We start from the raw sequence: 13373 nt of genomic DNA, 5'->3' as shown, positions 1-13373 counted from the left end.
CCGCCCGGGCGAGGCCGAGCTGCACCGCATCACCGGCGCCCGCACCCCCTCCGGCGTGCCCGTCGTCGTCGCCGCACCGGCCGAGGCGCGCCCCGCGGGCAAGGGGTCCGCCGGACGGCACCACAGGAGCCGGTCCGCCGCCCGGGGCCGCCGGCCCGCACCGCGGAACACCCCCTAGCACGAGCCGGGGGAAGCACGCCCTGCGGCCGGGACGAGCCGTCGCCCGTCCTGCCCGCCCCGACGACGAGGAGAAGCCTTTGACGACGTTCCCGCCCCGGACACGGCAGCTCGACTGCGCCGACGGCACCGGCCTGACCGCCCGTGACGCCATGCACGCGCCCGGGCCGCAGGTCGACGACCACATGGCGGTCGACGTGGCCCTGTCCGTGCTCATCGGTGCGCGCGTCCCGCACCTGCTCCTCCAGGACGAGGACGGCCGGTGCACGGGTCTGGTCACCCGGGCCCAGCTCGCCGCACACCGCGGCGGCTCGTGGTACAGCGACCGGACGCGGCTGCGGGACATCCCACTCGACCGCGGACCGTTCACCCCGTCCGCATCGATACTCGGTGAGGCGGAGGACGCCATGCGGGTCCGGACGCTGGACGTGTCCCCCGTGATCGACGAACACGGCTACGCCCTGGGCGTGCTCGCCCTCCACCCCTGACCGTCGTACCGACCTCGCCCGACCGCCGTCACCCGGTCACCGCCCCCGGCACTCTCCCCCACTTCGTGGAGGCAGCCATGCGCTGTGTCATCGCCCGGTACCCCTTCGACCTGACCCGGACCGCGGTCGAACAGTCCATGACCGGCGTCCCGCCCGAACCCGTCATCGGCGTCTCCGTCACCATCGACCGCCGCGTCTACCCCGTGATGCAGGTCGGGGAAGTGATCACCAGGCAGGACCGCCGTGACTTCACGGTGGCCGAGATGCGCCGGGCGCTGACCCGGCTCGGCTTCACCTGCCAGGACGCGCGCCCGGTCGCGCCGAGCTGGGATGCGCGGGCGGGCGACGACCCGCTCGGCTGGTGAACCGTTCCGGAGTCGACGACGGCTGAAGTGTCGTGTCGCGTCGGACGCGAACCGGACCCGTCGCCCTCACGCAAGAACCATGGGGCACGGGTCCGGTTCGCGTACACGACGGCTCCGTCCCGGAAACCGGCGGTGGACGCCGACGGAGTGGAGCCGAGGCATCCGGCTCCACTCCATGGTGCGGGCCTGTCACTGGAACTGTGCGAAGAACCTCCAGATCTCTGCCTTGGTCCACGTGGCGACGCCGCTTTCGCCTGTGGAGCCGTCGACCGGACCGGGTGTGTGCCCTCCGTCGAACGCGGCCCACTGGACCGGGTACCCGGCACGGCAGCCGGAGTAGGTGGTGGTGATGTGCGTCCGGCTGCCCGGCGCGGGCTCGGGCGGGCGCTGGGGGGCGCAGCCGTTGTTGGCGACGAATCTGTCGCGCAGGGAACGCCCCTGCGCGATGGCGAGGACGGAGTCGCCGATGCCGTGTATGCCGAAGTAGGCGACGGGCTGGGTGCCGCCGCTGCACCCGCTGATCTGGGCGCCGGAGATGACCGCGACGGCCCTGAAGACGTTGGCCCGGGCGCACGCGAGTGCGTAGCTCATGCCGCCGCCCCAGCTGAAGCCCGTGGCGAAACGCTGCGCCGTGTTGACGCAGAGGCCGCCCTCGATTCGCCGGAGCATGTCGTCGACGAAGGTGACGTCCTCTCCGCCCGTGTTGGCCCAGCCGTTGCCGAGGCCCTGGGGGGCGACGAGGATCGCGGTGTTGTTCGACTGCTCCTGTTGGCCGTAGTAGGACCAGGCGCGTCCGCTCGTTCCGCCCGAGGCGACTTCGGCGGCGGTTCCGCCCCGCCAGTGGAACGCGACGATCAGCCGGTAGGGGTGGCCGCTGTTGTAGTTGTCGGGGACCCTGAGGACGAAGGTGCGGCTCTTGCCTCCGCTTGAGATCGTGTGCGTACCGCTCGTCAGGGTCGGGGCGATGCCGCATCCGCCGCCGTCCGGCGCCTTTCCGCCGTCGCGGTCGGCCGGAACGTACCGGGCGGGGGTCTTCATCGCCGCGGCTCCGGCGGTCGCCGTCGTCGCCCGGGCGGGTGCGGTGATCGCCGCGACGAGCATGCCGGCCGTGAGGGCCGCCGCCGCCACCGCGGCGGTGCACCGGAACCGCCGGCGATGTCCTGGTGGAGGGGCGGGGGAAGCCGCACCGTAGGTCTTCAACGACGCACTCCTTCGTTCGTGGCAGGCCCCATCAGGTGCGGGTCCAGCGCTGGTTGCTGCCGTTCGAGCAGGAGTAGAGCTGGATCAGGGTGCCGTTGGCGGTACCGGCTGCGACGGCGTCGAGGCAGAGGCCGGACTGGACGCCGACGATGGATCCGTCGGAGTTCAGGCGCCACTTCTGGTTGTCGCCGCCCCAGCAGCTGTAGATCTGGACCTTGGTGCCGTTGCCGGTGCCGGCGGCGTCCAGGCACTTGTTGCCGTAGACCCTGAGCTCGCCGGCGGCGGTGTACGTCCACTGCTGGTTGGTGCCGCTGTTGCAGTCCCACAGCTGGACCTGGGTGCCGTCGGCGGTGCTGGAGTTGGGCACGTCCACGCAGCGACCCGAGGCGACGCCCTTGATCGCACCGGCGTCCGAGGGGGGCGGAGTGGTGGAGCCGCCGTTGAGCGCGTTGAGGACGGCGGTGTAGGCGGGCTTCTTGCTGCCGTCGTTGTTGAACAGCAGCGGCGTGTCACCGGACCGCCAGGAGTCGCTGTCGCGCACGCCCCAGACGGTGATGCCGAGGCAGCGCGAGACGGCCAGGCAGTCGTTGGTCACGGCGGCGTAGGTCGAGGACGAGGCGCCCTGGATGTCGAGTTCGGTGATGGCCACGTCGACGCCGAGGGCGGCGAAGCTCTGCAGCGTGGTGCGGAAGTTGCTGTTGTAGGGGCTGCCGCTGTTGAAGTGCGACTGGAAGCCGACGCAGTCGATCGGCACGCCGCGCTGCTTGAAGTCGCGGACCATGTTGTACACGCCCTGGGTCTTGGCCCAGGTCCAGTTCTCGATGTTGTAGTCGTTGTAGCAGAGCTTGGCGGCCGGGTCGGCGGCGCGGGCGGTGCGGAAGGCGACCTCGATCCAGTCGTTGCCGGTGCGCTGCAGGTTGGAGTCCCGCCGGCCGCCCGAACCGTCGTCGGAGTAGGCTTCGTTGACGACGTCCCACTGGGCGATCTTGCCCTTGTAGTGGCCCATCACGCCGTTGATGTGGTCGATCATCGCCTGGCGCAGGGTGCTGCCGCTGAGGCTCTGCATCCAGCCGGGCTGCTGGGAGTGCCAGGCCAGGGTGTGCCCGCGCACCTTCTTGCCGTTCTGCACGGCCCAGTTGTAGACGCGGTCACCGGCGGTGAAGTTGAACTGGCCCCGCTGCGGCTCGGTGGCGTCGATCTTCATCTCGTTCTCGGCCGTCACCATGTTGAACTCGCGGCTCGCGATCGACGTGTACGCCGAGTCGCCCAGCCTGCCCGAGGCGATGGCGGTGCCGAAGTAGCGGCCGCTCTGCGCCGCCGCGGCGCCGAGCGTGCTCTCGGCGGCGTGTGCTCTCGGCGGTCCGGCCAGTGCACCGACCGCACCGAGGACGCCGACGACCAGCGCCGTCAGCATTGCGCGGAGCTTCGGGCGGACGGCGGGCGGGGGAATGGCATTAGAGCCCATGGCTGTGCCTCCAGGTAGAAGTCACGGAAGGACTGCGGTGCGGCGGAACACGTCGCCCGCTCCCACTCGGCAGGCGCGTGAGGGGCCGGCATCCAGGTATTGCGGGACCACGGGACTTCGTGGCCGGGGAAGTCCGGGAAGTCGGGGAAAAGCAATTCGGTTCGACATATCGAATGGTGACCGGCTCCTCAGACGGGATGATTGACGGATTGACGGGGGATCGTCAATACTCGCCGCGGAAGAAGTTTCCGATCTGTGTACGAAAGTTTCGGAGACGGGAATGAACCGGCCGTCAGTCGGGACGTCTGACAGCCGGTGACCTGCTCATTTCGGCCCGCGGCGAAGCGCTGCGGCTCAAGCGCCCACAGCAATCGACTTCCCGGTACCCGCGGCGGCCTTCGCACCTCTGCGGCACCTGCCCCGGCGCTGCCGCTTCGCGGTTCACCGCGGTCACCTCACCCCCTAGGAAAAGGAGGCCCCCCCATGTGGTTCCGCCGTTCCTTCCCGCTCCCCCTGAGACGCTTACTGGCCGTCCTCGCGCCCCTGCTGCTCGTGGCCACCTTCCTCGGTGCCCAGCCCGCCAGCGCGGCGACCGTCGACTCCGACGCCTGGTACGTGCTGGTCAATCGCAACAGCGGCAAGGCCCTGGACGTCTACAACCTCGCGACCAACGACGGCGCCCGCATCACCCAGTGGACCCGGAGCGACCAGAACCAGCAGCAGTGGCAGTTCGTCGACTCCGGAGACGGCTACTACCGCATCAAGTCCCGTCACTCCGGCAAGGTCCTGGACGTCTACAACTGGTCCACCGCGAACGGCGGTTCGATCGTCCAGTGGACCGACCTGAACGCCACCAACCAGCAGTGGCGGCTGGCCGACAGCCCGGACGGCTACGTGAGGCTCATCTCGCGCCACAGCGGCAAGGCCCTCGAAGTACAGGGCGCCTCCACCGCCGACAACGCGAACGTCGTCCAGTACGACGACTGGGGCGGCAGCAACCAGCAGTGGCAGCTCGTCAAGGTCGGCGCCGACACCCCCGGCACGTGCGATCTTCCGTCGACATACCGCTGGTCATCGACGGGCGCGCTGGCGCAGCCCAAGTCGGGGTGGGTCTCGCTCAAGGACTTCACCGTCGTGCCCTACAACGGCAAGCAACTCGTCTATGCGACGACGCACGACACGGGCACGCGCTGGGGCTCCATGAACTTCAGCCCGTTCACCAACTGGTCGGACATGGCCTCGGCCAGCCAGAACACGATGGCGAATTCCACCGTCGCGCCCACGCTCTTCTACTTCGCGCCGAAGAACATCTGGGTGCTCGCCTACCAGTGGGGCGGGTCCTCCTTCTCCTACCGGACCTCGAGTGACCCCACCAACCCGAACGGCTGGTCATCCGAGCAGGTGCTCTTCTCCGGAAGCATCTCCGGCTCCGGAACCGGACCCATCGACCAGACGCTCATCGCCGACGGGACGAACATGTACCTGTTCTTCGCCGGCGACAACGGGAAGATCTACCGGGCCAGCATGCCGATCGGCAACTTCCCGGGCAGCTTCGGCACCAACTCGACCGTGGTCATGAGCGACACGACGAACAACCTGTTCGAAGCCCCGCAGGTGTACAAGCTCCAGGGCCAGAACCGCTACCTCATGATCGTCGAGGCGATCGGCGCACAGGGCCGCTACTTCCGCTCGTTCACGGCCACCAGTCTGAGCGGCTCGTGGACACCCCAGGCCGCGACCGAGAGCAATCCCTTCGCCGGCAAGGCCAACAGCGGCGCCACCTGGACCAACGACATCAGCCACGGCGAACTGATCCGCACCAGCCCCGACCAGACCATGACCGTCGATCCCTGCCATCTGCAGTTGCTCTACCAGGGCCGCAGCCCCTCCTCCGGCGGCGACTACGGTCTCCTTCCCTACCGTCCGGGCCTGCTGACCCTGCAGCGCTGACGGCGTGAGACGGGTCCGGCTCCACCTGGAGCCGGCGCGGCGGGCTCGGCGGAAGGCCGAGCCCGCCGGGTCACGCGACGGCGCCGGTCCCCGGCACTGCGGGGACCGGTTCCCGTCGTCCCGGGCTCAGTCCTCGACCCAGCCGTGACGCTTGCCGAAGTCGACCACGCGGCGCCGGATCGCGAGGATCTGCTCGCCGGTGAGCGACGGGGCCGCCGCCAGCAGCAGTTCCGTCATCTCCCTGGTCAACTCCTCCTGGGAGAGCACGTCGCACAACGGCTCGCCGTCGCCCGTGAGGCCGACGCCCCCGCCCGGGACCGGTTCCGCCACCCTCCGCTCGGCGCCTTCCGCGAGTCGGACGGACGAGGCCTTCAGGCCCCGCTCCCCTTCTTCGATCTCGAATTCGACCTGAAGACCGGAGCGCAGGTACGCCTCCGGAATCAGCAGATCGTTCACATGGAGGAAGACGTCCTCACCACCGTGCGCCGGGGAGATGAATCCGTAACCCCGCGCACTGTCAAAACGCACCACACGACCCGCAACCACAGCCACTCCCACGAAACGCGACACCACTACCCGAAACCGATGACCACCACGCGATCCAGGACCGGTCCCGGTGTGCCGGGTACTGCCGTCCGGCCTGGGCCCGCGCGTTCTCATACTAACGATCCGCCGACTCGCCGTCAGTGATCACGTGGGAGCGCGGCCCGTACCGGCGGCGGGGACGGTCCCGGCGCGGTCCCGGCACCTTCGAGCGCGGGTCGCGGCTGCCGTCCCGCGTCTCCGGCGCGGGTCGCGGCTGCCGTCCCGCGCCTACAGGCGCAGGTCGTGGATCCCGCCGTCGACGGCGAGGACCGTGCCCGTGGTGCCGGAGGCGGAGGTGGCCAGGTAGGCGATGGCCTCGCCGACCTCCTCGGGCCGTGCCAGGCGCCCCAGCGGGTGGCGGTCGTTCAGCGCGTCCCGCTCCGCCTCCGGGTCGGCGGTCTTCGCCAGCACGCGCTGGATCCAGGGGGTGTCGACGGCGCCCGGTGCGACGGCGTTGACCCGGATGCCCTCGCGGACGTGGTCGGCGGCCATCGCCAGGGTCAGCGAGTGGACGGCGCCCTTGGAGACGGAGTAGAGGACGCGCCGCGGCACACCCATCGAGGCGAAGACCGAGCAGGTGTTGACGATCGCGGCGGCGGGCGACTTGCGCAGGTACGGCAGTGCGGCGCGGGCCAGGCGGACCATGCCGATGACGTTCACGTCCAGCACCCGCCGCCATTCGTCGTCGTCGTTGTCGGCGACCGTGCCCTGGGCGGCGATGCCGGCGTTGTTGACGACGATGTCGATGCGGCCGAAGCGCTCGACGACCGCGTCGACGGCGGCGCGCACGGAGGTGTCGTCGGAGACGTCGCAGGCGATGCCGACGGCCGGGGCGGCGACCTCCTCCGGCTTCAGGTCCAGAGCGGCGACGCGCACGCCCCGGGCGGTGAGCGCGGCCGCGGCGGCCGCCCCGATCCCGGACGCGCCGCCGCTCACCACGGCCACGCGGGAATCGGACGTCTGTGCTGGGCTGTTGGCGGCCACGGCTGTGCCTCCTGGTAGTGGGTCGCGGATCGGAAAAGAGGGGGGCGGGGCGTGGTCAGCGCGCCGCGACGCGCTCCAGGCGCTCCAGGAGCGGGTGCACGTCGGCGCCGGCGGCTCCCACCGCGCGCCGTGCCCACCAGGCCGCCGCGAGGTTGGACGTCAGGAGCGTGGTCCGGCCGAATTCGCGGTCGAGTTCGGCGAGGGCGGCCAGGGTGCCCATGCCGGTGCCGGTGAACAGGACGGCGCCTTCGTCGGGGAGGCCGGCCTCGCGCAGCTGCGTGAGGATCGTCCTGGTCGTCACCCGGTAGGGATCGAAGTCGTGCTCGTCCTCCGTGCGGCCCGGCACGGCGGGGGCGAGGACGACGCGGTCGACCGTGACACCGGCCTCCTCCCAGAAGGAGGCCGAGGTGTCCGTGAGCCAGGGCCAGTAGGGCGAGACGAGGGTGAGCCGGGATATGCCGAACGCCTCGCACACGGCGAGGATCGCCTGCGTGGTCGACTGCACGGGGAAGCCGAAACGTTCCGACAGCTCGGTGACGAAGGCACGGTCGCCGTCCGGGCCGAGCAGGTAGTGCGAGGCGTTGCACGCCACCACGGCGGCGTCCAGGCGCATACGGCCGAAGGCGCCGATGATGTCGGCGAGGACGTCGTTGTAGCTGAGCATCGTTTCCTTCACCCCCATTCCGGGAGTGAGCGGGAAACGCGAGGTGTACACATTCATCTCGGAACCGATCAGGCGGTGGAACTCCGGTTCGGCGATCGGGTTTTCCGGAGGAACGACGAGCCCCAGCCGGGGCAGGGGGTAAATGTCCATGGCGGCACAGTAGTTGCCGCGCACGGCCGGTCCCGGCGCATTCCACGCAACTTGACGTTCCACCGGGCCAATCTTGCAACTCCCCCCGGTCTTGACATTGCTTGACAATCGGCCACGCATTCTTGACCGGGCAGCCTTTGCCCTTCCCCCGGGTTTCGGTGGAAGGTAGTGAATCGGTGCTCGCCCGATCCGGAAACCTCGCGGCCTTCCGAGCGACCGGCACCGCGGCACCCGCAGCCTTTGGCACCCCTCCCACACCGAACGGAGCCCACCCATGTCCAGCGCCACCCTCTCCGGCGCCTGCCCCGAGTGCGAGACCGACCTGACCGTCCCGCCGATCGTCCAGGGCGAGACCCTCTCCTGCCCCGAGTGCATGCTCACCCTGCGCGTCGAGGACGTCCGGGACGGCCGTCTGACCCTTGAGATGGTCGAGGTCCAGCTGCGCGACTGGGGGCAGTGACCGTCATGTCCGACGCCCCGCCCATTCCCATGTCGGCGACCCTGGCCGCCGACGAGGCCCTGGCCCGCAGGCGCGCAGCCGGGGAGCAGGTCCTGCCGATGGCCGGCGGGGAGATAGGCCTGCCCGTGCTGCCCGCGCTGCGGGAGCGGCTCGCCGCCGCCGCGCACGAGAACGCCTACGGCCCCGTGCCCGGCAGCCACGCCCTGCGTGCCGCGGCCGCCGGGTACTGGGGCCGGCGCGGCCTGGTCACCGATCCCGGGCTCGTGGTGGCCGGGCCGGGCAGCAAGCCCCTGCTGTTCGCGCTGCTGCTCGCCATCGGCGGGGACGGGGTGGTGGTGCCCGTACCCAGCTGGGTCAGCTACGCGACGCAGGCCCGGCTCGTCGGGTCCCGCCCCCTCCCCGTGCCGATCGCGCCGGGCCAGGGCGGGGTGCCCGACCCGGAGCGGCTGCGCACGGCCGTCACCGCGGCGCGTGCCGCCGGCCGGGACCCGCGGTGCGTGGTGGTGACGCTGCCGGACAACCCGACCGGCGCCGTCGCCTCGCCGGACACGGTGCGCCGTCTCGCGGCCGTCGCCCGGGAGCTCGATCTCGTCATCGTCTCCGACGAGATCTACTGCGACCTCGTCTACGACACCGCGGTGCCGGCCGAGTCGCCGGCCCTGCACGCCCCGGAGCGCACCGTCGTCACCACCGGGCTCACCAAGAACCTGGCCGTCGGGGGCTGGCGCACGGGTGTGGCCAGGCTCCCCGACAGCGAGGCGGGGCGTGCCCTGCACCGCCGCCTGGTGTCGGTCGCCAGCCAGATCTGGTCCAGTCCGCCCGCGCCCATGCAGGCCGCGGCCGCGTACGCGTTCGGCGAGCCACCGGAGGTCACCGAGCACATCGCGGCCTGCCGCCGGCTGCACGAGACCGTGGTGCGGGCGGTGGCCGGCCGGCTGACCGCCGCCGGGGCGCTGCTCGCACCGGTACGCGCGACCTGCTACCTCTACCCGGACTTCGAGCCGCTGCGCGCCCGCCTGGCCGCGGCCCACCGGGTGAGCGGCGGGGCGGACCTGGTCCGGTTCCTCGGTGAGCGCCACGGCGTCGGCGTGCTCCCGGCCGGTGCCTTCGGCGAGTCCGGTGACCCGCTGCGGATCCGGGTCGCGACCAGCCGCCTGTACGGCGAGGACGACGCGCAGCGCTCCGCCGCGCTCACCGCGCCGGACCCGCCGGCGCTGCCGTGGATCCGGAAGAACCTGGAGCAGTTCGGCACCGCTCTGGCCGACCTCACCGGCGTCCGCGTTCCGCAGTCCTGATCCCCGTCGGGCCCCACCCTCACACCGAAGGTTCCTGCATCCCATGACCAGCGCCGAGCCGTCCACCGGCACAACCGTCCCGTCCCTGCTCGCCTCCGACACGACGTCGGCCGCCGACCGGAAGATGCCGATGGCGGCACTGCTCGCCCTGGCGGTCGCGGTGTTCATCACGAGTCTCACCGAGACCCTGCCCGCCGGGCTGCTGCCCGACATGAGCTCCAGCCTCGGCACCAGCGAGTCGGCCACCGGTCAGACGGTGACCATCTACGCGCTGGGGACGGTGCTCACGGCCATCCCGCTGTCCGCGGCCACCGCCCAATGGCCGCGCAAGCGGCTGCTGCTGACCGCGATGACCGGCTTCGCCGTGGCCAACACCGTCACCGCCTTCTCGGCGAACTACCCGCTGACCCTGGCCGCCCGGTTCGTCGCCGGTGTCGCCGCCGGCCTGGCCTGGGCACTGCTGGCCGGCTACGCCCGCCGTATGGTCGCCCCCCACCAGGAGGGCCGGGCCATCGCCATCGCCATGGCCGGCATTCCCGTCGCCCTGTCCCTGGGCGTCCCGGCGGGTACCTTCCTGGGCCAGGTGGTCTCCTGGCGGGCCGCCTTCTGGGCCATCACCGCGGTGACCGCCGTCCTGCTCGTCTGGATCGCGGTGGCCGCACCGGACCAGCCCGGACAGGAGGCCGCGGGCAAGATACCGATGCGCCGGACCCTGAACGTGCCGGGTGTGACGCCGGTGCTGTTCGTCACCCTGGTCTTCGTGCTGGCCCACACCATCCTCTACGCCTACGTCGCCAGCTATCTCGACCACATCGGCATGGGCGGCCAGGTGGACGCGGCCCTGCTGGTCTTCGGTGTCGCCTGCCTGGTCAGCATCTGGGCCGTCGGCACCTACATCCACGCCCACCTGCGCACCCTGACCGTCGCCAGCACCCTGCTGGTCGGTGCCGCCGTCGCGGTCATGGGTGCCTTCTCCGGCACCGATGCCCTGGTCTACGTCGCGGCCGCCCTGTGGGGACTGGGCTGGGGCGGGGTGCCGACGCTGTTGCAGACCGCCGCAGGCCAGGCCGGAGGAGAGGCGGCCGACGCCGCCCAGGCCATCCTGGTGACGCTGTGGAACGTCGCGATGGCCGGCGGCGGCATCGCCGGCGGCCTCCTGCTGGAGGCCGCCGGGGCCGAGGCGTTCCCCTGGACGGTGCTGGTTCTCCTGGTGCCGGTCCTCGCCGTCGTGCTCGCGGCCCGCGCGCACGGCTTCCCCGGCCGGCGTGCGGCCGGCCCGGCGACGCCGCAGCAGTGACCGCCGCGTCGACCCCTCACCCGCCCTTTTCCAAGGAGGTCCGACAACCATGACAGCCACGACAGGCACGACAGGCACGACAGGCACGTCGATCGTCTTCGAGTGCGAGTACCAAGGCCGGCGGTACGCGGGCCACGGCCTGCCGCAGCCCGGCAGCCCCCTGGAGCTGTACCCGGTGGCCGCCGGACAGCTGCACGCGGCCCTCGTCGCGGGCAGCGGCCCGCAGGACCTCGGTCCGGCCGTGACCGGGGAATCCGCGCCGGCCGAGGTGGCCCTCGACGACCCCGGCCTGCGGTTCCTGCCCCCGCTGCTGCCGACCGCCGGCGACAACTCCCTGATCAACGGCTTCATGGGCACGCACCGCACCAAGTTCGACCGCGCCCCGGAGCCGGACGAGGAGTTCATCCCGCCGAACTACTACATCAAGGGCTTCGGCTCCTGGCTGCGCATGCCGGAGGAGCCGCTGCTCACCCCGGCCGACCCGGTCTGGCTCCTGGAGGAGCCCGAGGTGGTGCTGGTGTACGCCAACGACGACCAGGGCGTTCCGCACTACGCCGGCTACACCTTCGGCAACGACCTGAACGACATCGGCCTCCACCTCCAGAAGCCGTGGGCGTGGACGCCGTACGCGAAGCTGTGCGAGACGTCCATCGCGCCGTACCTCTTCCTCGACGCCCCGCCGGAGCGGGTGACGGGCAGCGTCACCATCGAACGCGACGGCGCCAAGGCGTGGTACGGCGACTTCTCGTGCGGCGCCGACTCCATCTTCCACCGGGTGCCGGACATGACGGAGTACCTGTTCTCCTACCCCGCGCTGCGCCGGCCGGGCCTGGTCAACTACCTGTTCCTGGGGGCGGACAAGGCCACCTACCACGACGGGTTCCGGATCGAGGACGGTGACCGGATGGTCCTCGACGTGTCCAGCCACGGCGTGGTGCTGGCCAACGAGGTCCGCTACTGGGACCGGTCGGCGCCCGCGGTGCCGCGTCCGCAGTAGTTCCCCGAGCCGCTCGTGCCGGTCGTCGCGCGGAATCGGCGGGAGCGGATTCCGCGCACGACCACACGACCACGGAGGGACACCACATGGCCGACCAGACGCACGAGCCGGTGCGGGGCACCGCCAGGGGCAGGGCTCCGGTCCCGCTCTCCGTCCTCGATCTGGTGGCGGTCGGCGAGGGCCACACCGCCGGTGAGGCCCTGCGGACCTCCGCACGGCTCGCCCGGCTGGCGGAGGCGCGCGGCTTCCACCGCTACTGGGTCGCCGAGCACCACTCGATGCCCGGCATCGCCAGCAGCAGCCCGGCGGTGATCCTGGCCTACCTGGCCTCGCAGACCACCCGGATCCGGCTCGGTTCCGGGGGTGTCATGCTGCCCAACCACGCCCCGCTGGTGGTGGCCGAGCAGTTCGGCACGCTGGCGGCGATGGCTCCCGGCCGGGTGGACCTCGGGCTCGGGCGGGCGACGGGCACCGACCAGGTGACCGCGCGGGCGCTGCGCCGGGCCGGCGGGGCGGCGACCGGCGACTCCTTCCCGGCGGACGTGGCCGAGCTGCTGGCCTTCCTCCACGACGACTTCCCCGACGGGCACCCGTACCGCCGGGTGCACGCCGTGCCGGGCCCCGTCCAGGGGCCCTCGGCGCGGCGGCCCGCGGTGTGGCTCCTCGGCTCGTCCGGTTTCAGCGCTCGGCTCGCCGGCCACCTGGGCCTGCCGTTCGCCTTCGCGCACCACTTCGCGGCCCACAACACGATCCCGGCGCTGGACCTGTACCGGACGACGTTCCGGCCGTCCCCGCTGCTGTCCGAGCCCTACGCGATCGTGGGTGTCTTCGCGTTCGCCGCGGAGACGGAGGAACGGGCCCGCGACCAGGCGCTCACCGGGGCGTTGACCACGGTGCGCTTCCGGACCGGGCACCCGGGGCTCGTCCCGACCCCCGAGGAGGCCAGGTCCCACGTCTTCACCCCGCGGGAGCGGGAAATCCTCGCGGGCTGGCTCGACAACGCCGTGTACGGCACGCCCGACACCGTGCGGGACCGGCTCGACGCCCTGCGGAAGCGGACGGACGCGGACGAGCTCATGCTCGCTTCCAACGCGCACGGCCTGCGGGAGCGTGTCACCTCGCTGTCGCTGATCGCGGACAGCTACGGACTGCCGTACCAGGCGCCCCAGCCGGCGTAGGAGCACCGGTACGACGAAGCGGCGGACGACCACCGGCTGCGTGCGGTGACGCGGGTGCTGGCGGAGCAGGCCGCCGGGGTGCCGGACGCTCCCCGGGTGACGGCCACCACGGACCTCG

At 71.6% G+C, this 13373-nt stretch carries 13 protein-coding genes and 1 pseudogene; 9 read left to right on the top strand and 5 right to left on the bottom strand.

Annotated elements, in window-relative coordinates:
• From ABZ576_RS34045 to ABZ576_RS34035, 3 genes and pseudogenes are all read left to right on the top strand, one after another.
• A pseudogene (locus ABZ576_RS34045) lies at window positions 1–178 on the top strand (ATP-dependent helicase); the annotation flags it as partial.
• 151 nt (window positions 179–329) lie between these two features.
• Window positions 330–665, top strand: coding sequence for a hypothetical protein (locus ABZ576_RS34040; protein ID WP_360749897.1), 336 nt, complete (start codon window positions 330–332; stop codon window positions 663–665).
• Window positions 666–742: 77 nt separating this feature from the next.
• Complete coding sequence (locus tag ABZ576_RS34035; protein ID WP_360749888.1) at window positions 743–1030, top strand: SCO5918 family protein; 288 nt, start codon at window positions 743–745, stop codon at window positions 1028–1030.
• A 189-nt stretch (window positions 1031–1219) separates the two neighbouring features.
• Here the strand turns inward: ABZ576_RS34035 and ABZ576_RS34030 are convergent, their stop codons facing one another.
• Together ABZ576_RS34030 and ABZ576_RS34025 are read right to left on the bottom strand one after the other, a co-directional pair.
• Window positions 1220–2230 carry a hydrolase gene (locus tag ABZ576_RS34030; protein WP_360749885.1) on the bottom strand — a complete coding sequence of 337 codons (1011 nt, stop codon included), beginning with the start codon at window positions 2228–2230 and terminating at the stop codon, window positions 1220–1222.
• Window positions 2231–2261: 31 nt separating this feature from the next.
• On the bottom strand, window positions 2262–3695 hold the full coding sequence (locus ABZ576_RS34025; protein WP_360749882.1) for an endo-1,4-beta-xylanase: 1434 nt from the start codon (window positions 3693–3695) through the stop codon (window positions 2262–2264).
• 483 nt (window positions 3696–4178) lie between these two features.
• Here ABZ576_RS34025 and ABZ576_RS34020 point away from each other — a divergent pair, with 483 nt between their 5' ends.
• The gene (locus tag ABZ576_RS34020; protein WP_360749879.1) at window positions 4179–5645 is read left to right on the top strand and encodes a non-reducing end alpha-L-arabinofuranosidase family hydrolase; all 1467 of its coding nucleotides are present in this window, start codon (window positions 4179–4181) and stop codon (window positions 5643–5645) included.
• A 126-nt stretch (window positions 5646–5771) separates the two neighbouring features.
• On the opposite strand, the gene ABZ576_RS34015 is transcribed toward ABZ576_RS34020, so the two are convergent.
• From ABZ576_RS34015 to ABZ576_RS34005, 3 genes are all read right to left on the bottom strand, one after another.
• On the bottom strand, window positions 5772–6191 hold the full coding sequence (locus tag ABZ576_RS34015; RefSeq protein ID WP_360749894.1) for a cold shock domain-containing protein: 420 nt from the start codon (window positions 6189–6191) through the stop codon (window positions 5772–5774).
• Between the two features lie 267 nt (window positions 6192–6458).
• The gene (locus ABZ576_RS34010; protein ID WP_360749876.1) at window positions 6459–7175 is read right to left on the bottom strand and encodes an SDR family oxidoreductase; all 717 of its coding nucleotides are present in this window, start codon (window positions 7173–7175) and stop codon (window positions 6459–6461) included.
• A 94-nt stretch (window positions 7176–7269) separates the two neighbouring features.
• Window positions 7270–8028, bottom strand: a complete 759-nt coding sequence (locus ABZ576_RS34005; RefSeq protein WP_360749873.1) for an arylmalonate decarboxylase — start codon at window positions 8026–8028, stop codon at window positions 7270–7272.
• 274 nt (window positions 8029–8302) lie between these two features.
• Between ABZ576_RS34005 and ABZ576_RS34000 the strand changes: the two genes are divergently transcribed.
• The 5 genes from ABZ576_RS34000 (at window position 8303) to ABZ576_RS33980 (ending at window position 13255) form a co-directional block, all read left to right on the top strand.
• Window positions 8303–8488 carry a lysine biosynthesis protein LysW gene (locus ABZ576_RS34000; RefSeq protein WP_360749870.1) on the top strand — a complete coding sequence of 62 codons (186 nt, stop codon included), beginning with the start codon at window positions 8303–8305 and terminating at the stop codon, window positions 8486–8488.
• A gap of 5 nt (window positions 8489–8493) precedes the next feature.
• On the top strand, window positions 8494–9783 hold the full coding sequence (locus ABZ576_RS33995) for a pyridoxal phosphate-dependent aminotransferase (protein WP_360749867.1): 1290 nt from the start codon (window positions 8494–8496) through the stop codon (window positions 9781–9783).
• Between the two features lie 124 nt (window positions 9784–9907).
• Window positions 9908–11080 carry an MFS transporter gene (locus ABZ576_RS33990; RefSeq protein WP_360749891.1) on the top strand — a complete coding sequence of 391 codons (1173 nt, stop codon included), beginning with the start codon at window positions 9908–9910 and terminating at the stop codon, window positions 11078–11080.
• A 49-nt stretch (window positions 11081–11129) separates the two neighbouring features.
• Entirely contained in the window at window positions 11130–12077 is a 948-nt protein-coding gene (locus ABZ576_RS33985; RefSeq protein ID WP_360749865.1) for a fumarylacetoacetate (FAA) hydrolase, read from the top strand.
• A gap of 86 nt (window positions 12078–12163) precedes the next feature.
• Window positions 12164–13255, top strand: coding sequence for an LLM class flavin-dependent oxidoreductase (locus ABZ576_RS33980; protein ID WP_360749862.1), 1092 nt, complete (start codon window positions 12164–12166; stop codon window positions 13253–13255).
• The last annotated feature ends 118 nt before the right edge of the window (window positions 13256–13373 follow it).

This window comes from Streptomyces sp. NPDC013455, from assembly GCF_040632975.1.
Classification (GTDB): Bacteria; Actinomycetota; Actinomycetes; order Streptomycetales; family Streptomycetaceae; genus Streptomyces.
The sequence above is the reverse complement of the archived record's forward strand: the minus strand, read 5'-3'. Positions and strand labels throughout refer to the sequence as shown.